Source organism: Bradyrhizobium sp. SZCCHNS3052, from assembly GCF_032484495.1.
In the GTDB taxonomy this organism is placed as follows: domain Bacteria; phylum Pseudomonadota; class Alphaproteobacteria; order Rhizobiales; family Xanthobacteraceae; genus Bradyrhizobium.
Genome location: NZ_JAUETB010000001.1, coordinates 311,317 through 332,140 on the forward strand (window position 1 = coordinate 311,317; position 20,824 = coordinate 332,140).

Genomic DNA, 20,824 nt, shown 5'->3' on the forward strand with positions numbered 1-20,824 from the left:
GCTCACAACGGGGAACGAGATTCCATCTCGTCCACAAGGGGAGCGAAACGAGCCATGGCGATCATCCGCCAGCTGTATGTCCAAGTCCTGATCGCGATCCTGCTCGCGATCGCCGTCGGCCTGCTGGCGCCAGAGGCGGCCGTTCAGATGAAGCCGCTCGGCGATGCGTTCATCGCACTTCTGCGCATGATGCTCGGGCCGATCATCTTCTGCTCGGTGGTGCTCGGGCTGACGCATGTCCGCGATATGAGGCAGCTCGGCCGGCTCGCGTTCAAGTCGCTGCTGTATTTCGAGATCCTGACCACGCTCGGCATGGTCGTCGGCTTCATCGCGGTCAACGTGTTCCAGCCCGGCGACGGGCTCCATGCCGGCAACCTCGCGCTCAATGACAGCGTGACGCGCATCTCCAACGCCGCGAGCAATTTCACGGCTATCGGCTTCTTCCTCAGCATCATCCCGACCACGATCGTCGACGCCTTCGCCAAGGGCGAGATTCTCCAGATCCTGTTCATCTCGGTGATGGTGGGCGCGGCGCTGAGCGTCGGCCTGAAGACGGAGTCGGCGATCCTGCGCGGCATCGAGGAGGGGCAGGACGTGCTGTTCCGCATGCTGGGTTTCATCATGAAGCTGGCGCCACTCGGGGCGTTCGGCGCCATGGCGGCGGCGATCGGCACGCATGGCGGCGCCACGCTGCTCTATCTCGGCAAGGTCGTGCTGCTGTACTGGATCACGGCGGTCGTCTTCGTCGCAGTCGTGCTCGGCGGCGTGTGCGCCATCATGCGGCTGTCGCTGCTCAAGCTGCTGCGGCTGATCCGCGAGGAGCTGCTGCTGGTGCTCGGGACCGCGTCCGGCGAGGTTGCGCTGCCGCGGCTGATGCAGAAGCTCGAGCAGGCCGGCTGCGACGGCGCCATCGTCGGTTTCGTGCTGCCGGCCGGCTACAGCTTCAATCTCGACGGCACGGGCATCTACATGGCGATTGCCGTCGGCTTCATCGCCCAGGCCACCGACACGCCATTCAGCTACGGCCAGCAGCTGGCGGTGCTCGCGGTCATGCTGCTGACCTCGAAGGGCGGCACCACCGTCGCGGGCGGCGCCTTCATCAAGCTCGCGGCGACCCTGCAATCCGTCCGCGTGCTGCCGCTCAACGGCCTCGGCCTGCTGTTCGGCATCGACCGCCTGATGGCGACCTGCACCGCGCTCACCAACGTCGTCGGCAACACCGTTGCCGTGTTCGTCATCGCGCGCTGGGAAAATGCGCTGGATGCCGCCAGGCTCGATGCCTATCTCGCGGGCGGCACCGCGTTGACGGCCGCGGAGGCGGCGGTCGACGAGGGCCGCGCTGCAATCGCCGGTGCGGGCGAATGAGCTCAGCGCACGTAGTCGCCGATGATCTTGGCGCCGGGCCAGGCGCCGTCCGCCACGCTCTGCGCGATCACCTCGCGCATCAGCGCCAGCAGCTCGTCGGCAAGCCAGGTCGGCTGGCGTTCCCGCGGCATGCCGATCGAGACGGTCGAGATCAGCGGCGGCCGCTCGATCGACCGCACGGTGAGCTCGCCGCGCTTCGCCTCGGCGACGACCGCGGCATGGGCGAGGATCGTTGCGCCGAGACCGCGCCGAACCATGGCCTTCGTCATGCTCACGCTGTCGACCTCGAAGGCGACGTTGAGCCGCGTGCCGTTCTGGATCGCCGCCTGCTCGGGAAGACTCGGCAGGATCAGCGACAGCCCGGCCAGCTCGCGCCAGCGGATCGTCTCGGCCACGGTGTCGCCGCGCTTGGCCGGCGGCAGGGCGACGACCATCCGCTCGTGCAGGATGGGGGTCAGCGCGATGCCGTCGAGCGGCGGCGGATTGTAGAGCACGGCGATGTCGAGCCGGCGGTCCAGCAGCCATTCCTCCAGCGACGAGCTGATGCCCTCGCGGACCTGCACGGAGGCCTGCGGCCAGCGCCGGCGCAGTTCGACCACCACGGACGGCGCGATGCGCAGGCCCGCGACCGGCGGCACCCCGAGCGCGATGTGACCGGCGAAGCTCGAATCCGGCGAGCGCACCGCGCCGGGCATCTGGTCGATCTGCAGCAGGACGGCATGGGCGTGCTCGAGGAACGTCGTGCCGGCGCGGGTCAGGCGGACGCCGCGGCCGTGCCGCACCAGCAGCGCGACGCCAAGCTCGTCCTCCAGCTTCATCAGCTGCCGGCTGAGCGCGGATTGCGCGACATTAAGCAATGCCGATGCCCGGCTCAGGCTGCCGGCGCGCGCCACCTGCACGAAGTAACGAAGCTCGCGGATGTCGATGGCCGTGTCCTCCGCGCCGCTGCCCGCCGCAGTTTATTGCAAGCGGCCCAGGGCGAGTCAAACCGCGCGCCGACAACGATGAGACGGGCGCCTTGCCGATGAACTTCATCCATCTCGACGGCTTGACGCTGCGCTATGAGCTGCGCGGCGGTGGCGCGAGGACGCTGGTGTTGCTGCATGAGCTCGGCGGCAGCCTCGAAAGCTTCGATGCCTTGATGCTAGAGCTGCCCGGCGACCTGCGGGTGCTGCGCTATGATCTGCGCGGCGCCGGCCTGTCGGAAAAGCCGCGCGCGCCGTTCGGCTTCGCCGATCACGTCGGCGACCTCGACCGGCTGCTGAGGGCGCTCGGCGCCGATGGACCGGTCGATATCGCCGGCGTCGCCGCCGGTGCGGCGCTCGCCGTCAGCTTCGCGCTCGCGCATCCGCAGCGCGTGAGCGCGCTGGCGCTGTGCGCGCCGGCCCTCAGCGTCGATGCTGGTCGCGTGCAGTATCTGGCGGCGCGCTCCGCGCTCTGCATGCGCGCCGGCATGCGCGCCGTGGCGGCTGATACGCTCGATCGTTCCTATCCGCCGGTGCTGCGAACCGACCGCAATGCCTACCTCGCTTATCTCGGCCGCTTCCTCGGCAACGATCCGGTCGGATATGCCCATAACAACCTGGCGTTCGCTGAGGTCGATCTGCGCGAACGGCTCGCGGAGGTTCGGCAGCGCTGCCTGCTGCTTGCCGGCGCGCATGATCTGTTGCGGCCGCAGGCGCAGGTCGAGGCGCTCGCCCGTCTCATTCCCGGCGCGGCGTTCGCGACCGTCGACACGGCCGGTCATCTGATGCAGGTGCAGGCCCCCGCCGAGCTGGCGGGGCGGCTGACGGCTTTTCTTGCCAGGCCCGGGACACAGCCGATTCCTCGCGCCTCGTGACCAGGAGCATCGCATGCGCATCAAGGACCTTGCCCTGGCCGAGATGGACGAGACGCAGCGCGCGGTGGCCGAAGAGGCCATCGCCGGCCGGCGCGGCCGGATCCCGGCGCCGCTGCGGGCCTGGCTGCACAGTCCGGAGCTCGGACGCCGGGCCCAGAAGCTCGGCGAGTTCGCCCGCTACGAGACGTCATTGCCGCCTGCGCTGTCCGAGCTCGCGATCCTCGTGACGGCACGGCACTGGACCTCGCATGTCGAATGGTATGCCCACAAGCGGGATGGGCTCGAGGCGGGCATCGCCCCGTCGGTCATCGACGCGATCGCGCAACGGCGTGATCCAGAGTTCACCGATCCGGCCGCGAAGCTCGTTCACGACTACACCCGGCAGCTGCTCGCCAGCGGCCGCGTGCCGGACGCTCTGCACGCGCTGGCGGCCGCAACCCTCGGCACGCGCGGCGTCGTCGATCTCGTCGGCATCATCGGCTATTACGGGCTGGTGGCGCTGACCCTCAACGCGTTCGACATCGGCCTGCCCGATGGCGAGACGCCGGAGCTGGAGCCATGACCATGACGAAGCGCCTGGAGGGCAAGGTCGCGATCATCACCGGGGCCGGCTGCGTCGGTCCGGGCTGGGGCAACGGCCGCGCCGCGGCGGTCATCTTCGCGCGCGAGGGCGCCAGGGTCCTCGCCGTCGACCGCGATGGCAGCCGCATGGACGAGACGCTGGCGCGCGCCCTGGACCACGGCGGCGTCATCCAGGCCCACCGCTGCGACGTCACCGATGCGGCGGATGTCGCCGCGATGGTCGACGCCTGTATCGCAGCGTTCGGCCGCGTCGATATTCTGGTCAACAATGTCGGTGGCTCGGCGCCGGGAGGCCCGGTCGAGCTGAGCGAGCAGGGCTGGGACGCGCAGCTCGATCTCAACGTGAAGAGCGTCTTCCTCACCTGCAAGGCGGTGCTGCCGCACATGGCGGCGCAGGGCGGCGGGGCCATCGTCAACACGGCCTCCACCTCGGGCATCCGCTGGACCGGATCGGCGCAGGTCGGCTACGCCTCGGCCAAGGCCGCGGTGATCCAGTTCTCGCGCGTCGTTGCCGTGCAGTATGCCCCGCAGCGCGTGCGCGTGAACACGGTGGTGCCTGGCCAGATGCACACGCCGATGGTCGAGGCGCGCCTCGCCGGGCAGCGCGCCGGCGGCGATGTCGCGGCGCTGCTGCGGACGCGGCAGGCTCGCATCCCGCTCGGCTTCATGGGCGACGGCCGCGACACCGCCCACGCCGCGCTGTTCCTCGCCTCCGACGAGGCGCGCTTCGTTACCGGCACCGAGATCGTTGTCGATGGCGGCATGAGCGCCCGCTGTGACTGAACCCATGAGCACGGGCATGGCTGCCGTTTCCCGCGCATGGCCGGCGGGGGCCTGCGATGCGCATTGTCACATCTTCGGTCCGTTCGACCGCTTTCCGCTGCCCGACGATCGCAGCTTCACGCCGCCGGAGGCGCCGGAAACGGCGCTGCGCCGTTTGCACGATCGGCTGGGCATCGATCGCGCGGTCATCGTCCACAGCCAGGGTCATGGCCGCGACCATCGCCCGCTGCTCGATGCGCTGGCCGTGGGAGAAGGCCGCTACCGCGGCGTCGCCGTGCTCGGAGCGGAGGTCACGGCTGCGGAGGTCGCGCGCCTCGATAAAGCCGGCGTCTGCGGTGCCCGCTTCAACTTCCTGGCGCATCTCGGCGGCGCGCCGTCGGCGGAGCGCATGCGGGCCGTGCTCGCGCTGGTGAGGCCGTTCGACTGGCATGTCGCCATTCATGTCACGGCCGCCGATCTCATCCGCTATGCCGAGCTGATCGCGGCCATCGAGCTGCGCATGGTGATCGACCACATGGCCCGGCCGGACCTCGGCCGGAATCTCGGCGCCTGTCAGGCGATCCTGTGTCGCTTGCTCGACAGCGGGCGGGTCTGGATCAAGCTCAGCGGTGCCGATCGCATCTCGCGCGAGGGCGCGCCCTATCATGACGTTGTGCCGTTCGCCCGAAGCGTTGCCGCGCACGCCCCTGAGCGCGTGCTGTGGGGCAGCGACTGGCCGCACGTCAACATCACGGGACAAATGCCGGACGATGCGGTGCTGGCCGACCTCGTGGCCGAGATCGCGCCGTCGGAGACGGCGCGACAGCGGCTTCTGGTCGACAATCCCTCGGCGTTCTTTCGCTTCGATGAATCTCGCCGGGGCCCCGTGGGAGCTTAGCTACGAGCGTCGCGGAGGCCGCCGCCACAGGCGTGCGTCCATTGAACCTGCTGTGGCCGTGATGCGTCAAAACGGGATCGTCCGCAACGGCCTGCGTGAGCGCGGGATTGTCCGGGCTGGCCGGCCACGCTATCAACGTCGGCGTGTAAAATCTCGCCGTGAGTTGGGGATCTGCCGTGCCTATCGCGCTCGTCGTACTGCTGCTCGACATTTCGCTGATCTACCATGCGTCGCGGACTGGCCGTCTGCAGCCCTGGGCCTTCATCATCCTGATGGTGCCGATGATCGGCGCGCTCGCCTACATCGTCGTCGAGCTGGTGCCGGAATGGCTGGGCAGCCACGACGTCCAGAAGGCGCGCAAGCGCGTCGCCAACAAGCTGGACCCCGAGAAAGACTACCGCGAGTTGTCCGATCGTGTCGCGATCACGGACACGATCGCCAACCGCGCGGCGCTGGCCGAGGAATGCGTCGCGGTCGGGCGTTATGAGGAGGCCGAGCAGCATTACGATCACATCCTGAGCCTGCCGATGGGCCACGAGCCGCTGTTCGCGCTCGGCAAGGCCAAGGCGCAGTTCGCGCGCCGCCGCCCAGGGGATGCGCTGGCGACGCTCGACGAGCTGCAGAAGAGCTGGCCGGACTACAATTCGGCCGAGGCGCATCTGCTCTATGCGCGGGCTTTGCAGGAAGCCGGCCGCACCGACGAGGCCATCGAGGAGTACCAGGCGCTGCTGGACTATGCGCCGGGCAGCGAGGCGAAGGTCCGCTACGGCACGCTGCTCAAGCTGGTCGGCCGGATCGATGAGGCCAAGGTCGTGTTCACCGAGCTGCTGATCCAGATGAAGCGCGCACCACGGCATGTGCGCAAGGCGCAGGCCGAGTGGATCGCCCTCGCCGAGAAGCAGCTCGCGGGGTAGCTCCGCAACGGCAGGGTCCATCTTCTCCGCGCGTCATTCCGGGGCGCGCGAAGCGCGAGCCCGGAATCCATAACCACGCATGTCTTGGGAGGCGGGATGCGCGTGGCGCAGTTCTTCGACCATTTTGCGGCTGTGGTTATGGATTCCGGGCTCATTCGCGCTGCTTCAAAATGGCTACGCCATTTTGCGCGCGAATGCCCCGGAATGACGGAGAGAGTTGAGCGCGATCCCCCTTGCTCCGTCCCTACGGCGAGTTCGCCGCCTCCGGTGTCCGCCGCCTGATGCGCTTGATGGTGCCGGAAAACGAGAACAGCGGCTTTGGGCCGGAATGCAGCATGCCGCGCAGGAAGATCAGCGAGGCGCCGGCGCGGGTGACCTCGCCGGTAGCCTCGATCAGTTCGCCCTCACGCGCGGCATCGAGGAACTCGGACGAGAACGACACCGTGACACCCGGGCCCTGCATGATCGGCGCGGCGAAGGCGAACAGGCAGTAGTCGGCGAAGGTCATCAGGCAGCCGCCGTGGACGTTACCGCCGCCGTTGAGGTGCTTCTTCTCGACCCGGAAGGCGCAGCGGATCGAGCCATCGTCCTCCATCCGGTGCCAGAATGGCCCGGTGTGGGATTCGTAGCTGTCGCGCATCCAGGTCCGCCAGCCGGCGAACTCGCCGTCGGTCGCGATGTGGATGCCAGGGCGGTTCTCGAAGGCGGAACGGGACAGGTCGTGCACGTGTCAGGGCCTTTAACTGTTGATTTACCGTCTTAAATCCGATTGGTCGCCAATCTGCAAATATCCCTTCTGGCGGTCCGGGCCAAAGCTCTGGACAGGGCGGAATAGGGCCGTAAAAGGCCTTTTCCCGCCCTGGCGATCTTTCTATGAAGCAGGCTTCAAGGGACCAGCGGCCCACGGGCAAAGGCATTTCTCCATGCGCAATGAACCGCAGATCACCCCCGAGCTCGTCGCCGCCCACGGGCTGAAGCCCGATGAATATGAGCGCATCCTGAAGCTGATCGGGCGAGTGCCGACCTTCACCGAGCTCGGCATCTTCTCGGCGATGTGGAACGAGCACTGCTCGTACAAGTCGTCCCGCATCCATCTCAAGGGACTGCCGACCAAGGCGCCCTGGGTGATCCAGGGCCCCGGCGAAAACGCCGGCGTGATCGACATCGGCGACGGCCAGGCCGTCGTGTTCAAGATGGAGAGCCACAACCACCCGAGCTACATCGAGCCGTATCAGGGTGCGACCACCGGCGTCGGCGGCATCCTGCGCGACGTGTTCACCATGGGCGCACGCCCGATCGCGTGCCTGAACGCGCTGTCGTTCGGCGCGCCGGAGCATCCCAAGACCCGGCATCTGGTGTCCGGGGTGGTGGCCGGCATCGGCGGCTATGGCAACTCGTTTGGCGTTCCGACGGTCGGCGGCCAGACCCGCTTCCACACCCGCTATGACGGCAATATCCTGGTCAACGCCATGGCGGTCGGCCTCGCCGACGCCGACAAGATCTTCTATGCGGCGGCTTCCGGCGTGAACATGCCGATCGTCTATCTCGGCTCCAAGACCGGCCGCGACGGCATCCACGGCGCCTCGATGGCCTCGGCCGAGTTCGACGATTCCTCGGAGGAGAAGCGCCCGACGGTGCAGGTCGGCGACCCCTTCGCCGAGAAGCTGCTGCTGGAGGCGTGCCTGGAGATCATGGCCGCCGATTGCGTGATCGCGATCCAGGACATGGGTGCGGCCGGCCTGACCTGCTCGGCGGTCGAGATGGGCGCCAAGGGCGACCTCGGCGTCGATCTCGATCTCGATGCCGTGCCGACCCGCGAGATCGGCATGAGCGCCTACGAGATGATGCTCTCCGAGAGCCAGGAGCGCATGCTCATGGTGCTGAAGCCGGAGAAGGAGAAGGAGGCGGAAGCGATCTTCCGCAAATGGGGGCTCGATTTCGCGGTGGTCGGCTACACCACGCCGAGCAAGCGGTTCGTGGTGAAGCATGGCGGCGACGTCATGGCCGACCTGCCGATCAAGGAGCTCGGCGACGAGGCGCCGCTGTACGACCGCCCGCACGTGGCCTCGTCGGCGCTGCCGGTGATCCATGCCCGCGAGGTCAAGCCGCCCCTGGACATCATCCCGGCCCTGGAGAAGCTCGTCGCAACGCCCGATCTGTGCTCCAAGCGCTGGATCTGGGAGCAGTACGACCATGTGATCCTCGGCAACACCGTGCAGCGCCCAGGCGGCGATGCCGCCGTGGTGCGCGTGCAGGATGGCCCGAAGGGGCTTGCGCTCACCGTCGACGTAACGCCCCGCTATTGCGAGGCCGATCCTTTCGAGGGTGGCAAGCAGGCCGTCGCCGAAGCCTGGCGCAACATCACCGCGGTCGGTGGCCGGCCGCTTGCGATCACCGACAATCTCAATTTCGGCAACCCGGAGCGGCCCGAGATCATGGGCCAGTTCGTCGGCTGCCTGAAAGGCATTTCGGAGGCCTGCCGCGCGCTCGACTTCCCCGTCGTCTCCGGGAACGTCTCGCTCTACAACGAGACCAACGGCCGCGCGATCCTGCCGACGCCCTCGATCGGCGGCGTCGGCCTGCTCGATGATTTCACCAAGTCGGCGAGCATCGCCTTCAAGGCCGAGGGCGAGGCGATCCTGTTGATCGGCGAGACCCATGGCTGGCTCGGCCAGTCGGTCTACTTGCGCGACGTCTGCGGCCGGGAGGAGGGCGCTCCGCCGCCTGTCGACCTCGCCGCCGAGAAGCGCATCGGCGATGTCGTCCGCGGCATGATCCATGCGGGCACGGCGACAGCTGCGCATGATCTGGCCGACGGTGGTCTGCTCGTCGCGCTCGCCGAGATGGCAATGGCCTCCGGCATCGGCGCGCGGCTGCTGGCCGCGCCTGCCTCGATCGTGCCGCATGCCTACTGGTTCGGCGAGGACCAGGCGCGCTATCTCGTGACGGTGCCGGAGACCGAGGCTGGCCGCGTGCTGGCCAAGATGCGCGGCGCCGGCGTGCCGTGCACGCGCATCGGCACGACAGGCGGCACTGCGCTGGCGATCGCCGGCGATGGTGCCGTCGAGGTCGCCGCGCTCAAGACGGGATTCGAAAGCTGGCTGCCCAAATACATGGGCGGGTCAGCCGCCTGACCCCGGACGCACGCCGCGGCTGTCACAGTCAGGCACGCTGGCAAACGACGACGGAGTTCGTCGTGAGAGCGTTGGCCTCGCCCAGCGTCATTGCGGGCGCAGCGTAGCAATCCAGGACCGCCATCCGCGGATGCGGTCTGGATTGCGTCGTCGCTGCGCTCCTCGCAATGACGGAGGAGGCAGGACCGTCCTACAACACGTTCTTCGCCCCCGGAATCTGCCTGAGCACCCAGGTCGCGCCCCAGCTCAGCAGCATGCTGCCGACAAAGGCGATCGTCGCCTTGGCGATGGCTGGCAGGCCGAAGTCGAACAGCCAGTACTGGATCCACAGCACGATCGGATAGTGTACCAGGAACATGCCATAGGCATCGGCCTGCATGCGATCGAGCACGGAGAATTCCGAGCGGCGGTTGTTCAGGAAGTAGGACAGGATCGCAAACAGGATCGCGGCGCTGAAGATGACGAACAAGAAGCCATAGGCCGCCTCGTACCATTGCGGCAACACGGGCGGATTGCCCAGCACTTGGCGCTTGATCGTGATAAGCACCCAGAGCAGCGCATAGGGCACGAGCGTGACCACGATCCAGGCCCCGAGTCCGCGCTGCGACATCTGCCCTTCTGCGGCCAGCAGGCCGCGTTCGAAATTGGCCGAGCCGATGCCAGCCCCGACGTAGAAATAGGCGGCGTAGAGCAAGACGCGGCTGGCCTGCACCGAGAGCGGCCCTGCCTCGAACCACAACGTCGGGCCGAAATAGAGCCGGGACGGGATGTAGAGCCCGCCCGTGATCAGCAGGAAGACGAAGAAGAAGTCGCGCGGATGCTCGAAGGCGCGCTGCGACAGCCGATTGATCGGATCCAGCAGGCGCGGCGAGACGCGGTACAAAAGGGCTGCCGAGGTGTCGAACGCCAGCAGCACCCAGATGAACCAGATCGGCCCGCTCGGCCATGGGCCGACCGTGACCGTCTTCCACCAGAAGGCAGCGAAGCGGGCGTCGGGATTGGCGCGCAGCTCGATCGCGTAATAGGCAAGCGGAATGACGGTCAGGGCCGCGATGGCGAAGGGCAGGCCAAGGCGCAATAGCCGGTCACGCAGGAACTGCAGCGTCGACTTGTGGGCAAGGCCCGACCACACGAACAGGCCCGACAGAAAGAAGAACATGGCCATGAAGAAGCTGTCGGTGGCCAGCACGATGGCGTCGAAACCGAGGAAGGACGTCGGATCGGTGTGCCCGAAATAGGTATAGGGAATCACGGCGTGGTGGAGCAGCACCACCAGCGTCAGGAATGTCCGGGCGTGATCGAGCGCGGCGTTGCGTGCCCGAGCGCGCGGGCGGGCCTGAAGCTCGACCTTTGCGGCCGCCGCCGATTGTGTAACCGATATGACCATACGCCCCCCGGCGTCGCTGCTGCCCGGCCCGTGCAGCGGATGTGACGTTCGCATCCCCCTTCGCCGCGGGGCGTCATGCAAACGTCGTCCAAGGCTGCGCGAGCTGGAATGAGTGGATGAGCTCGTGTGACCCTCTGGCACCGCCATTCGCTGGAGTCGCCCAAAAGCGAGCGAATGACGGCGCCGGACTACCAGATGTCGTCGTTGGTGCTGCAAATCAGCAAGTGCCGCGGTCCGCAAGCCGGTTTCTCACACACTCTGCCGATTTCCGCTCCGGATATCCTTACGAACCGACGACCTACGAAGTTACGGCCGGGACTGTCGTGGGTTGCGCATTTCTTCGGCACCGGGACCGATGGCCGAAGGAACCGGTTCCCCGCGTCATCGTTAGTGAGGCGCCGCGCCGGCGCGGCGCAGAACCGGAGGACCATACCGTGACTATTCTCAAATGGGCGTTGCTGTTCTTCGTGATCTCGGTGGTGGCCGGTATTCTCGGCTTCACCGGCATCTCGGCAGCTTCCGCCGACATTGCGCGGATCCTGTTCTATATCTTCCTGGTGATCTTCCTCGTGCTGCTGATTCTCGGGCTTACGATTTTCAGAGTGTAGCACGCCATCAGGTCAGTGACCGAAACGACCGCCGCGCCGGTATGGGCCTCGTGCCGGCCGCGCGGCGGGCTGTCACCGCAGTTCAATCAGCTGCGACCTCCTCGATCCGCACCTTGTCCGGATAGAACGCCAGGTGGCCCGAGATCTCGGTCATCGCCGGGAAGGGCGCCTCGTAGCTCCAGATCGCATTGTCCAATGTCTTGCCGTTGGCGACGACGCTAAAATAGCTCGCATCCCCCTTGTACGGGCAATGGGTGACACGATCGGTCTTCTGCAGGGCCGCCATGTCGGCGTCGGCCCGCGGCACGTATTGAACCGCGGGGTAGCTCGCTTCCTTCAGCGTCAACGCGCGGGTGGTGTCGGCAATCACGACGCCGTCGGCGATCACCCGCACACGTTTCGGATTGGGGGTGATGGTGATCGGGTGATCCGGTCCTGGAAGCTTCATGTCGCCCTCACGATTCAGCCTTTTGGGTGCGTCACCCGGTCCGACGTATCTCGTTTGACCCGGTATATAGTGGTTCCGCGCGTGACCTCGAAAGCGGTTCGCGCTAGATTTCGCCATCACGGTCCCGCGAGAACGCCTTGATTCGCCGTGCTCGGCGGGCCACTGATGGGAGTGCAGCCAAGCCGCGGGCCCTGCGGGCTACATCGTCCACGGGATGCGGCGCCTGCCCGACACAAGGAGATGCACCGGGATGCCCATGGATGCCCACGATATCGAGCAGATGATCAAGTCTGCCATCCCTGACGCACAGGTGACGATTCGCGATCTCGCTGGCGACGGCGACCATTACGCCGCGACGGTGATCTCGGAATCGTTCCGCGGCAAATCCCGCGTTCAGCAGCATCAGCTCGTCTATCAATCGCTGCGCGGCCAGATGGGTGACGTGCTGCATGCTCTGGCCCTGCAGACCGGGGTGCCGGACCAGCGCTGACTGCTTAGGGGGAGATCGCGCATCCGGGGGAGATGGCGGTGGACAATCCGCGTGGTGCGCTGTTTCGCGTCATCGAGCCGAACCGGCACAGCCGGGTCACGTTCGTCGAGCTGTTCTTCGATCTCGTCTTCGTCTACGCGGTCACGCAGATCTCGCACTATCTGATCGGCCATTTCTCGCCGCTCGGCGCCGCCCAGACGGCCGTTCTGTTTCTCGCGGTCTGGTGGGTGTGGGTCTACACCGCCTGGGTTACCAACTGGCTCGATCCCGAGAAGGCGCTGGTCCGAGGTCTCTTGTTCGCGCTGATGCTGGCGGGCCTCGTTCTGTCGATGTCGATCCCGCGGGCGTTCGAGGACCGCGGCCTGTGGTTCGCCATGGCCTACGCCGCCATGCAGGTCGGCCGGACCGCGTTCTGGCTGACCGCGACGCCGCCGCAGCGATCTGCCGTCCGCCGCAACGCCGCCCGCATTCTCTCCTGGCTCAGTGCCTCCGCCGTGCTCTGGCTGCTCGGCGGCCTTGCCGAGGGCCCGGCACGGATGGGGCTGTGGGGGGCGGCGCTCACCCTGGAATATGCGTCGCCGGCCGTCCGCTTCTGGGTCCCCGGGCTGGGTGCCTCCACCGTCGAGGACTGGATGGTCGAAGGCGGCCACATGGCGGAGCGCTGTGCGCTGTTCATCATCATCGCGCTCGGCGAATCCATCGTCGTCACCGGCGCGACCTTTGCCGAGCTCGACTGGACCGGAGCCAACATTGCCGCCTTCGCCTGCGCCTTCATCGGCACGGTGGCGATGTGGGCGGTGTACTTCAACCGCGGCGCTGAGGCGGGATCGGAAGTGATTTCGCAGTCGGCGCAATCCGGGCTGATGGCGCGCTCGGCCTACACCTACTTGCACATGCCGATCGTCGCCGGCATCATCGTGTCGGCGGTGTCGGACGAGATCGTCCTGAAGCACCCCCTCGGGCATACCGACCTGAATATGGCGGCGACGACGATCGGCGGTCCGTTCGTGTTTCTGCTCGGGACCATCCTCTTCAAGTTCAACATCCGCGGCTTCCTGCAGTTGTCGCACGGCGCCGGACTGCTCGCACTGATCGGGCTCGGCTGGTTCGCGACCGAACTGTCGCCTCTCGTGCTTTCGGCGCTGACGAGCGCGCTACTGGCGATCGTCGCGCTGTGGGAGACGCTGTCGTTGCGGTCGAAGCCGGAGCCTCACGCCTCGGCGACGAGCGCCTGAACCGAGAACATCTTCTCGGCATCCGTCCACACGGTCTGGACTTTCCAGCCGGATCCGCGGGCCAGCGCGCCGAAGCGCGCGATGCTGTATTTGTAGCTGTTCTCGGTGTGGATGCTCTCGCCGGCCCGGAACGAGATGGTGGTGCCGAGTAGCCGCACCGTTTGCGGCTTCCGCGCCACCAGATGCATCTCGATGCGGTGCTGCTCGCGATTGTAGATCGCGCGGTGGACGAAGGCGGACAGGTCGAAATTGCCGCCGAGTTCGCGGTTGATCCGCAGCAGCAGGTTGAGATTGAAGCGCGCGGTCACGCCGGCCGCGTCGTTGTAGGCGGCGTGCAGCACACGTTCGTCCTTCTCCAGGTCGACGCCGACGATCATCCGTGCGCCGGTCCCCAAGATCTCGCGTGCCGAGCGCAGGAAGCGGCACGCCTCATGCGGCTCGAAATTGCCGATCGTCGATCCCGGAAAGAAGCCGACCTTCGGCTTGCCTTCGATGGCGTCAGGTAGTTTGAACGACGTCGTGAAGTCGGCGACGACCGGGTGCACGGCGAGCTGCGGGAAGTCGCGGCGCAGGCTGTCGGCCTGTGCGGTCAGGAACTCGCCGGAAATATCGACCGGCACGTAGGCCGCGAAGCGGCAGCTTTCCAGCAGCAGCCGCACCTTGGTGGTGGCGCCGGCGCCGAACTCGACCAGGGCGGCATCGTCGGGAATGACTGCCGCGATCTCGGCGCCGCGATCCCTCAAGATGCCGAGCTCGGTCCGCGTCGGATAGTACTCCGGCAGGCGCGTGATCTGCTCGAACAGATCGGATCCGGCGGCATCGTAGAAATATTTCGGCGATAGCTGCTTGGGCTGCTGGGCGAGGCCTGCGACGGCGTCCGTCGCAAAGGCCGACGTCTTGTCGTCGGGGAGATGGGCGTCGAGCAGCGCGTTGACGTGCACGTTCATGATACTCTCCTGGACGCGCACACACGCGCGACTGTCGGGCAACGAATGCTGATAGCTCAGGTGTAGTCGGCGAGCCGGAGCCCGGTGAATTGCCAGCGATGATGCGGATAGAAGAAGTTGCGATAGGTGACACGGCTGTGGCCCACCGGCGTCGCGAGCGATGAGCCGCGCAGCACCAGTTGATTGACCATGAACTTGCCGTTGTACTCGCCGAGCGCACCCTCCATGGCACGATAGCCGGGATAGGGACTGTAGGCGCTGCGGGTCCACTGCCAGACAATGCCGAAGGCATCGTTGAGCTGGTTGCCGCGCGCGGCGACCTCCCATTCCATCTCGGTCGGCAGATGCTTGCCGCGCCAGCGCGCGAAGGCGTCAGCTTCGTAGTAGCTGACGTGGCACGCCGGAGCAGCGGGATCGACCGGCCGCAGTCCGCCCAGCGTCATGATGCGCCATTCGCCCTCGACCTTGTACCAATGCCCGGGAGCCTGCCAGCCCTCGCGGCTGGCGGTGGCGAAGCCGTCCATGAGCCAGAGTGTGGCGGTCCGGTAGCCGCCGTCATCCATGAAGGCGAGCCACTCGGCATTGGTGACGAGATTGCGCGCGATGCCCACCGGCCCGACCAGCGCGCGATGGGCCGGCTCCTCATTGTCGAAATGGTAACCATCGCCGGCGTGCCCAACGGTATGGATGCCCTCGGGGAGGTGAACCCAATCCTCGCCCGTTTCCGTGGGGGCAGGGAAGGTCCAGGAAGGATCGTAGGCCGGGGCCGTCGGGTTCTGCGCGAACGCATGCAGGATATCGGTCAGCATCAGCTCCTGATGCTGCTGCTCATGGTTGAGGCCGACCTCCACGAGCGGCGCCACCGCGGTCAATGTGGCGGTATCGGCGCTGCCCAGGAAGTCCACCATCGCCGCATCGACATGCCGCCGATATGCCGTGACGTCGGCCACGCCCGGGCGGGTGATCAGGCCGCGCTCGCCCCGCGTGTGGCGCGGGCCGGCACTGACGTAATAGGAATTGAACAGGAACGCGTAATCGGCGTGAAAAGGGGTATATCCCGGGCAGTACTCGCCCAGCACGAACTGCTCGAAAAACCAGGTCGTATGGGCGCGATGCCACTTGGCAGGACTGGCGTCCGGCATCGACTGGATGACCTGATCCTCCGGGCTCAGCGGCGCCGCGCGCCGCTCGGTCTCGCCCCGGACGGCGAGGTACGCCTCGGTCAGGCGCCCGGCGAGGGAGCCGGACCTGCTCTGAAGCGCATCAGTAACGGGGATCGGGGCCGTAGCGGAGGCAGAACTGGTCACGAGGGTCTCCGTTTGCCAGCAGAAAACGATGTTCGACGGAACAAGTTCCTTTCGACAGTTCGTCCTAAATAGGGGCTTGGTTACGGGATGAAACCCTCGTGCCGGCTATAATATTGCTGCCGTCAGCCTATGGTCCGGCCGGGGCCTGGGTCGCCGGCCGATCCTCGGCATTTTACTTTGGTTGAACAACGGTTTGCGCTACATATAGAGAAGTGACGGTCGGCTGCGGACGAAATCCGTCCGGTGGCGATCAGCGCGCACCGAGCCCCAGGCGTTCCTTGAGGCGCCCTAGAGGAAGCGAAGATGAGCATTGAGCAATTCATTGACAATGAAGTGAAGTCGAACGACGTCGTCCTGTTCATGAAGGGGACGCCGCAGTTTCCGCAGTGCGGATTTTCCGGCCAGGTCGTGCAGATCCTGGATCATGTCGGCGTCGGCTATAAGGGCCTCAACGTTCTCGAATCCGCCGAGCTGCGCAACGGCATCAAGACGTTCTCGAACTGGCCGACGATTCCGCAGCTCTATGTGAAGGGCGAGTTCGTCGGCGGCTGCGATATCGTGCGCGAGATGTTCCAGAGCGGCGAGCTGCAGCAGCTGTTCACCGACAAGGGCATCCCGGTCGGCACGGCGGCCTCTGTCTGAGCTATCCGGCTGAGCTATCCGGTCCGAAAGGTCGGCGCGACCCGATTCGAGGTCATCGTCGCCGACATCACCAAGCTCGGCGTTGACGCCATCGTCAACGCCGCGAACTCGTCTCTGCTCGGTGGTGGAGGCGTCGACGGTGCGATCCACCGTGCGGCGGGACCGGACCTCGTCATGGAGTGCCGCATGCTCCACGGCTGCAGGACCGGCGAGGCCAAGATCACCAAGGGCTATCGGCTGCCGGCGCGCCATGTGATCCATACCGTCGGCCCGGTCTGGCAGGGAGGCGATCGCGGCGAGCCGGAGCTGCTCGCCTCGTGCTACCGGCGCTCGATCGAGCTGTGTCACAAGCATCGTTTGGACTCGGTCGCGTTCCCCGCGATCTCGACGGGCATCTTCCGCTTCCCTGCGGATCGTGCGGCATCGATAGCGGTCGCCACTTCGATCGAGATCATCAGCGCGGAGACGTCGCTGTCGCAGATCGTGTTCTGCTGCTTTTCCGATGCGAGTGCCGAGTTGCACGATGAGGCGTTGGGCCGGGCCGTCGAGAGCCGCGCTCGCAAGGGATCGCCGCGCTGACAGCGGCGTGCCCTGTGCGGCATTAGGTCTGCCGGGCGCGCATGCGATGATCCTCATGCCCTGCGTACGATCTCCCTGACGTGGCCGATCGTCTCTTCGATCATGGCGGCTGTCACGTCGAGATGGGTGCAGGCGCGGATGCGGCCGTCCATCATCGCCAGCAGCACGCCGTGCTTGCGCAATTCACTCACCATCGTCTCGCCGGACACGCCGGCGCCGTCAGGCTTGAAGAACACCAGATTGGTCTCGGGCTCCTGGACCTCGACGCCCTGGATCTGCGACAGCCCGCGTGCCAGCGCCCGCGCATTGGCGTGATCCTCGGCGAGCCGGTCGACGTGATGATCGAGCGCATGGATGCAGGCCGCGGCGACCACGCCGGCCTGGCGCATCGCGCCGCCGAGCCGCTGCTTCCAGCGCCACACCTCGTCGATGAAGGCGGCGCTGCCGGCGAGCACGCCGCCGATCGGCGCGCCCAGCCCCTTGGAGAAATCGATCCAGGCCGAATCCCAGCCCGCGGTCATCTCGGCCGCCGGAATGCCGGTGGCAACCGTCGCGTTGAGCAGCCTTGCGCCGTCCATGTGCGTCGCCATGCCGTTCGCCTTGGCGATCTCGGCGATCTCGTCGAGCGCGGCCTTCTTCCAGATCGTGCCGCCGCCGATATTGGCGGTCTGCTCGACGCTGACGACGGTCTGCGGCGGCTGGTAGCGCGAGCGCGGATGCAGCGCGGCGCGGAACGTCTCCGGTGTGAACTGCCCGTCGGGTCCCTTCAACTGCGTCACCTGGAAACCGCCGAGCGCCGCATGCGCGCCGCCCTCGCGCGAGATGATGTGCGCGGTCTCGTGTGCCAGGATCTCGTCGCCTGGGCGGCAATGCACCAGCGTTGCCGCGACATTGCACATCGTGCCCGACGGCATCAGCACGGCGGCCTCCTTGCCGAGCAGCGCGGCGACGCGGCCGCACAATTCATGCACGGTCGGATCGTCGCCGATCTGCTCGTCGCCGACCTCGGCCCGCGCGATGGCCTCGCGCATCGCGGCTGTCGGGCGGGTCTGCGTGTCCGACAACAGATTGACGCGCACGGGCGGCGCCTTGGGATCACGCGCGGGCGGGGTGTAATACATCGGCGGTCCTCGTTCGGCTTATCACGACCCGGACCTTACCCAACTCGCATCGCCCCCGCAAAACGCCTCCTCGATTACGCCGCGCGCGGCGGGTTGAGCCAGATGTCCGGCCGCCGCAACGGCTTGCTCTCGATCGGCTCGGCGACCAGCGGCGGCGCCTCGGTGCAGTCGAACACCCAGGAGTCCATCGGGCTCTGTCGCGACGGTGAAAGAAGCAGCGCTGCGCCAGGCTGTTGCCGCTTGATGTTCCAGCCCATGTTCACCGCGGCCCAGCCGACCAGCATGGTGTGCCATTCGTCGGCGAGCTCGCGCGAATCGTCGAAACAGTGGAGGAGCTCGAGCGCGTAGGGATCGTGGCGAAGCTGCGCGTCGGCAAAGGTGAGCCCGGTCCCGACATGGCGGATCACATGGGCTGTCGCATCGGACTGGACGTGCCAGCAGGAGCGTTCCAGGAGGTCGAAGACCGTCGAGGGATAGAGGCCGTCGTTGAAGCGGTAGCGGACGCCGGAGGTCCGTGCGCGTAACGGCGGAGCGCTGAGCGGCGGCACCCGCAACGGCGGCAGAGGCGGGGCACCGACCGCACCGGTCGGCAACGCACCGAAGATGATATTGCGCCTGTTGAACTCCATGGCGAACGCCCCGCTACTTTACAACTGCAGACAGTGAATCACGGGACGGAGTAGCTGTCAGCCCAGGTTGGGGCGAATTCGTGGCAGGTGTGGCATTCGGGAATCGGTTCGCCCCATCCGAAAAGAAGCCCAAAAAGAAAAGGCCCCGGCGCATGCCAGGGCCTTCGGATTATCAGATGGGACCGGACCGCGGTCCGGTCAAGCTCAGCGCGAGTAGAACTCGACGATCAGATGCGGCTCCATCTGCACCGCGAACGGCACGTCCGACAGCGCGGGGATGCGGATGAACTTCGCGGTCATCTTGGAGTGATCGGCCTCGATGTAGTCGGGCACGTCACGCTCGGCGAGCTGGGTCGCTTCCAGCACCACGGCGAGCTGCTTGGAGGCTTCCTTGACCTCGATCACGTCGCCCGGCTTGACTTGGTAGCTCGCGATGTTGACCTTGCGGCCGTTCACCTTGATGTGGCCGTGGTTGATGAACTGGCGCGCCGCGAACATGGTCGAGACGAACTTGGCGCGGAACACGACGGTGTCGAGACGGCGCTCGAGAATGCCGATCAGGTTCTCGCCGGTGTCGCCCTTGAGACGGCCGGCCTCGACATAGATGCCGTGGAACTGGCGCTCGGAGATGTTGGCGTAGTAGCCCTTCAGCTTCTGCTTGGCGCGCAGCTGCACGCCGAAGTCCGAGAGCTTGCCCTTGCGGCGCTGGCCGTGCTGGCCGGGGCCGTATTCGCGGCGGTTGACGGGGCTCTTCGGGCGGCCCCAGATGTTCTGGCCCATGCGGCGATCGATCTTGTACTTCGCCTCACTGCGCTTAGTCATCGCGTCCTCTTCGATCAAGTTAGGGTTTGAGGAAACGCGCCCTCCTGTGTGTCCGGAAATCCGGCCCACCGACAGGCCCATCCCCAAAGCATGAAGGGAGAAGGCCACGGGTCGCGAAACGCAACGCGGGCCGAAAGCGGCCCGCGAGCAGGGGGGTCTTAGGCGAGAAAGCGCCGGTTTGTCAAACCGCAACCGCCGCTTTTGCCGACAAATCACCCTTTCGGCCCCCTCAGGATGGTCATTTTCTGCCGCGCCGCCTCGCATCCCAGGTCAGCGTCCGCCGGCCCGCGCCCGGGAACCGGGCGGCCCCGCAGCTCGGCCGCGATCTCCCCATTCAGCATCTGCTCGAGCCGGATCGCCGTCCTGGCGATCATGGCACCGTCGGTAACCCGGTGATCCCAGCGGATCAGGATGGGAATCGTCTGGTCCGGCCCGACGACGTCGTAATTGATGATGAACGGTCCCGGGCTCAGGGCGAGGAGCTGGCCGCCGCCGCAGGCCGCGACGCTGGTGACGGAGAAATTGCCGAACCAGTTGGCGCGCTGGCGGCCGAAATTCAGCCCGACCCACCAGGCGAACCGGCGCAGTGGCAACGGCAGCCGGGTCGCCCGCATGATCTTGCGGAACATGGCGACGTCCCCGACCGGCGCCTCCTTGCCCTGCCGGATCACCGCGTCGATCTCGGCCAGCGACATGGCCTCCGGCCCGGAGACGCGCTGCGGCAGCACGCAATCCTCGCCATTCTCGACCCGGGCAATGGTGACGGTGGCGACGCTGCGCGGCAGCTCGTAGAGGCAGCGCCGCGGCCACCCGGTGTAGAGCGTGCGCAGCACCGGTTCGTCGCGGGCAACCAGGGCGAACGCCTTGACGAAGATCGCGGCGAAACCGGGCGGGCGGACGGCCGCGGCGCGGGCCTCGAGCATCGGGCCGATCTGGATCGTGCGGGCCAGCGAGACGAACGGCACACCACGGGAGGCGAGCATCAGATCGATGATCAGACGGCGGTGCAGCGAAATCGGCCTGGTGGTTCCGCGCATCCTGGACCTGTCGCTCCCGTTCGTTCTGCTTGGCCTGATCCGGCTCCCCGGCGGCGGCTGCTGTTAACACCGCAGGC

The 20,824-nt window shown here is 66.7% G+C and carries 22 protein-coding genes; 12 read left to right on the forward strand and 10 right to left on the reverse strand.

The genetic code is table 11. The features are described from left to right. The first annotated feature begins 54 nt into the window (after positions 1–54). Positions 55–1,365: a cation:dicarboxylate symporter family transporter gene (locus QX073_RS01350; RefSeq protein ID WP_315749294.1), complete on the forward strand. Its 1,311-nt coding sequence runs from the start codon at positions 55–57 to the stop codon at positions 1,363–1,365. Positions 1,366–1,367: 2 nt separating this feature from the next. Here the strand turns inward: QX073_RS01350 and QX073_RS01355 are convergent, their stop codons facing one another. Then, entirely contained in the window at positions 1,368–2,291 is a 924-nt protein-coding gene (locus QX073_RS01355; protein ID WP_316225581.1) for a LysR family transcriptional regulator, read from the reverse strand. A 98-nt stretch (positions 2,292–2,389) separates the two neighbouring features. Here QX073_RS01355 and QX073_RS01360 point away from each other — a divergent pair, with 98 nt between their 5' ends. The 5 genes from QX073_RS01360 (at position 2,390) to QX073_RS01380 (ending at position 6,361) form a co-directional block, all read left to right on the forward strand. After that, positions 2,390–3,205: an alpha/beta fold hydrolase gene (locus QX073_RS01360; protein ID WP_316192773.1), complete on the forward strand. Its 816-nt coding sequence runs from the start codon at positions 2,390–2,392 to the stop codon at positions 3,203–3,205. Between the two features lie 13 nt (positions 3,206–3,218). Then, positions 3,219–3,767 carry a carboxymuconolactone decarboxylase family protein gene (locus QX073_RS01365; RefSeq protein WP_315749298.1) on the forward strand — a complete coding sequence of 183 codons (549 nt, stop codon included), beginning with the start codon at positions 3,219–3,221 and terminating at the stop codon, positions 3,765–3,767. 2 nt (positions 3,768–3,769) lie between these two features. Beyond that, positions 3,770–4,570 (forward strand): SDR family NAD(P)-dependent oxidoreductase, encoded by an 801-nt coding sequence (locus QX073_RS01370; protein WP_315750012.1) that lies wholly within the window; start codon positions 3,770–3,772, stop codon positions 4,568–4,570. Between the two features lie 16 nt (positions 4,571–4,586). Further along, positions 4,587–5,447, forward strand: coding sequence for an amidohydrolase family protein (locus QX073_RS01375; protein ID WP_315749300.1), 861 nt, complete (start codon positions 4,587–4,589; stop codon positions 5,445–5,447). Positions 5,448–5,623: 176 nt separating this feature from the next. Continuing rightward, positions 5,624–6,361, forward strand: coding sequence for a tetratricopeptide repeat protein (locus QX073_RS01380; RefSeq protein ID WP_316186836.1), 738 nt, complete (start codon positions 5,624–5,626; stop codon positions 6,359–6,361). A gap of 244 nt (positions 6,362–6,605) precedes the next feature. Here the strand turns inward: QX073_RS01380 and QX073_RS01385 are convergent, their stop codons facing one another. Continuing rightward, positions 6,606–7,088 (reverse strand): PaaI family thioesterase, encoded by a 483-nt coding sequence (locus QX073_RS01385; RefSeq protein WP_315714838.1) that lies wholly within the window; start codon positions 7,086–7,088, stop codon positions 6,606–6,608. Positions 7,089–7,284: 196 nt separating this feature from the next. Between QX073_RS01385 and purL the strand changes: the two genes are divergently transcribed. Next, positions 7,285–9,495, forward strand: coding sequence for a phosphoribosylformylglycinamidine synthase subunit PurL (gene purL, locus QX073_RS01390; protein WP_316186835.1), 2,211 nt, complete (start codon positions 7,285–7,287; stop codon positions 9,493–9,495). A 190-nt stretch (positions 9,496–9,685) separates the two neighbouring features. Here the strand turns inward: purL and QX073_RS01395 are convergent, their stop codons facing one another. Then, complete coding sequence (locus QX073_RS01395; RefSeq protein WP_316186834.1) at positions 9,686–10,882, reverse strand: acyltransferase; 1,197 nt, start codon at positions 10,880–10,882, stop codon at positions 9,686–9,688. A 434-nt stretch (positions 10,883–11,316) separates the two neighbouring features. Here QX073_RS01395 and QX073_RS01400 point away from each other — a divergent pair, with 434 nt between their 5' ends. Continuing rightward, positions 11,317–11,490 (forward strand): DUF1328 domain-containing protein, encoded by a 174-nt coding sequence (locus QX073_RS01400; RefSeq protein WP_012045337.1) that lies wholly within the window; start codon positions 11,317–11,319, stop codon positions 11,488–11,490. Positions 11,491–11,572: 82 nt separating this feature from the next. Here the strand turns inward: QX073_RS01400 and QX073_RS01405 are convergent, their stop codons facing one another. Next, on the reverse strand, positions 11,573–11,938 hold the full coding sequence (locus QX073_RS01405; protein ID WP_315749303.1) for a DUF427 domain-containing protein: 366 nt from the start codon (positions 11,936–11,938) through the stop codon (positions 11,573–11,575). Positions 11,939–12,188: 250 nt separating this feature from the next. Here QX073_RS01405 and QX073_RS01410 point away from each other — a divergent pair, with 250 nt between their 5' ends. Continuing rightward, positions 12,189–12,428: a BolA family transcriptional regulator gene (locus QX073_RS01410; protein ID WP_315714834.1), complete on the forward strand. Its 240-nt coding sequence runs from the start codon at positions 12,189–12,191 to the stop codon at positions 12,426–12,428. Between the two features lie 32 nt (positions 12,429–12,460). Further along, positions 12,461–13,663 (forward strand): low temperature requirement protein A, encoded by a 1,203-nt coding sequence (locus QX073_RS01415; RefSeq protein ID WP_316225218.1) that lies wholly within the window; start codon positions 12,461–12,463, stop codon positions 13,661–13,663. On the opposite strand, the gene egtD is transcribed toward QX073_RS01415, so the two are convergent. Together egtD and egtB are read right to left on the reverse strand one after the other, a co-directional pair. Then, positions 13,639–14,610, reverse strand: coding sequence for an L-histidine N(alpha)-methyltransferase (gene egtD, locus QX073_RS01420; protein WP_315749306.1), 972 nt, complete (start codon positions 14,608–14,610; stop codon positions 13,639–13,641). The genes QX073_RS01415 and egtD overlap by 25 nt on opposite strands. Before the next feature lie 56 nt (positions 14,611–14,666). Beyond that, positions 14,667–15,917: an ergothioneine biosynthesis protein EgtB gene (gene egtB / locus QX073_RS01425; RefSeq protein ID WP_316225220.1), complete on the reverse strand. Its 1,251-nt coding sequence runs from the start codon at positions 15,915–15,917 to the stop codon at positions 14,667–14,669. Between the two features lie 303 nt (positions 15,918–16,220). On the opposite strand from egtB, the gene grxD reads away from it, so the two are divergent. Both grxD and QX073_RS01435 read left to right on the forward strand, forming a co-directional pair. Then, the gene (grxD, locus tag QX073_RS01430; protein ID WP_315714830.1) at positions 16,221–16,559 is read left to right on the forward strand and encodes a Grx4 family monothiol glutaredoxin; all 339 of its coding nucleotides are present in this window, start codon (positions 16,221–16,223) and stop codon (positions 16,557–16,559) included. Positions 16,560–16,568: 9 nt separating this feature from the next. Then, on the forward strand, positions 16,569–17,138 hold the full coding sequence (locus tag QX073_RS01435; RefSeq protein WP_316225582.1) for an O-acetyl-ADP-ribose deacetylase: 570 nt from the start codon (positions 16,569–16,571) through the stop codon (positions 17,136–17,138). A gap of 53 nt (positions 17,139–17,191) precedes the next feature. Here the strand turns inward: QX073_RS01435 and QX073_RS01440 are convergent, their stop codons facing one another. The 4 genes from QX073_RS01440 to QX073_RS01455 all read right to left on the reverse strand — a co-directional run bounded on the left by QX073_RS01440 (position 17,192) and on the right by QX073_RS01455 (position 20,747). Then, positions 17,192–18,259 (reverse strand): threonine aldolase family protein, encoded by a 1,068-nt coding sequence (locus QX073_RS01440; protein WP_316225222.1) that lies wholly within the window; start codon positions 18,257–18,259, stop codon positions 17,192–17,194. 74 nt (positions 18,260–18,333) lie between these two features. Next, positions 18,334–18,888: a hypothetical protein gene (locus tag QX073_RS01445; protein WP_316194583.1), complete on the reverse strand. Its 555-nt coding sequence runs from the start codon at positions 18,886–18,888 to the stop codon at positions 18,334–18,336. Positions 18,889–19,092: 204 nt separating this feature from the next. Further along, a complete protein-coding gene (rpsD, locus tag QX073_RS01450) occupies positions 19,093–19,710 on the reverse strand; it encodes a 30S ribosomal protein S4 (protein ID WP_011925811.1) in 618 nt (205 codons plus the stop codon). Between the two features lie 212 nt (positions 19,711–19,922). Next, the gene (locus QX073_RS01455) at positions 19,923–20,747 is read right to left on the reverse strand and encodes an acyltransferase (RefSeq protein WP_315826301.1); all 825 of its coding nucleotides are present in this window, start codon (positions 20,745–20,747) and stop codon (positions 19,923–19,925) included. Between the last annotated feature and the right edge of the window lie 77 nt (positions 20,748–20,824).

What these genes read in the sequence shown, in the direction of transcription:
- QX073_RS01350 (WP_315749294.1), top strand. Translation starts at nt 55, where the DNA reads ATGGCGATCATCCGCCAGCTGTATGTCCAAGTCCTGATCGCGATCCTG.
- QX073_RS01360 (WP_316192773.1), top strand. Translation starts at nt 2,390, where the DNA reads ATGAACTTCATCCATCTCGACGGCTTGACGCTGCGCTATGAGCTGCGC.
- QX073_RS01365 (WP_315749298.1), top strand. Translation starts at nt 3,219, where the DNA reads ATGCGCATCAAGGACCTTGCCCTGGCCGAGATGGACGAGACGCAGCGC.
- QX073_RS01370 (WP_315750012.1), top strand. Translation starts at nt 3,770, where the DNA reads ATGACGAAGCGCCTGGAGGGCAAGGTCGCGATCATCACCGGGGCCGGC.
- QX073_RS01375 (WP_315749300.1), top strand. Translation starts at nt 4,587, where the DNA reads ATGGCTGCCGTTTCCCGCGCATGGCCGGCGGGGGCCTGCGATGCGCAT.
- purL (WP_316186835.1), top strand. Translation starts at nt 7,285, where the DNA reads ATGCGCAATGAACCGCAGATCACCCCCGAGCTCGTCGCCGCCCACGGG.
- QX073_RS01395 (WP_316186834.1), bottom strand. Translation starts at nt 10,882, where the DNA reads ATGGTCATATCGGTTACACAATCGGCGGCGGCCGCAAAGGTCGAGCTT.
- QX073_RS01405 (WP_315749303.1), bottom strand. Translation starts at nt 11,938, where the DNA reads ATGAAGCTTCCAGGACCGGATCACCCGATCACCATCACCCCCAATCCG.
- QX073_RS01410 (WP_315714834.1), top strand. Translation starts at nt 12,189, where the DNA reads ATGCCCATGGATGCCCACGATATCGAGCAGATGATCAAGTCTGCCATC.
- QX073_RS01415 (WP_316225218.1), top strand. Translation starts at nt 12,461, where the DNA reads ATGGCGGTGGACAATCCGCGTGGTGCGCTGTTTCGCGTCATCGAGCCG.
- egtD (WP_315749306.1), bottom strand. Translation starts at nt 14,610, where the DNA reads ATGAACGTGCACGTCAACGCGCTGCTCGACGCCCATCTCCCCGACGAC.
- grxD (WP_315714830.1), top strand. Translation starts at nt 16,221, where the DNA reads ATGAGCATTGAGCAATTCATTGACAATGAAGTGAAGTCGAACGACGTC.
- QX073_RS01440 (WP_316225222.1), bottom strand. Translation starts at nt 18,259, where the DNA reads ATGTATTACACCCCGCCCGCGCGTGATCCCAAGGCGCCGCCCGTGCGC.
- QX073_RS01445 (WP_316194583.1), bottom strand. Translation starts at nt 18,888, where the DNA reads ATGGAGTTCAACAGGCGCAATATCATCTTCGGTGCGTTGCCGACCGGT.
- rpsD (WP_011925811.1), bottom strand. Translation starts at nt 19,710, where the DNA reads ATGACTAAGCGCAGTGAGGCGAAGTACAAGATCGATCGCCGCATGGGC.
- QX073_RS01455 (WP_315826301.1), bottom strand. Translation starts at nt 20,747, where the DNA reads ATGCGCGGAACCACCAGGCCGATTTCGCTGCACCGCCGTCTGATCATC.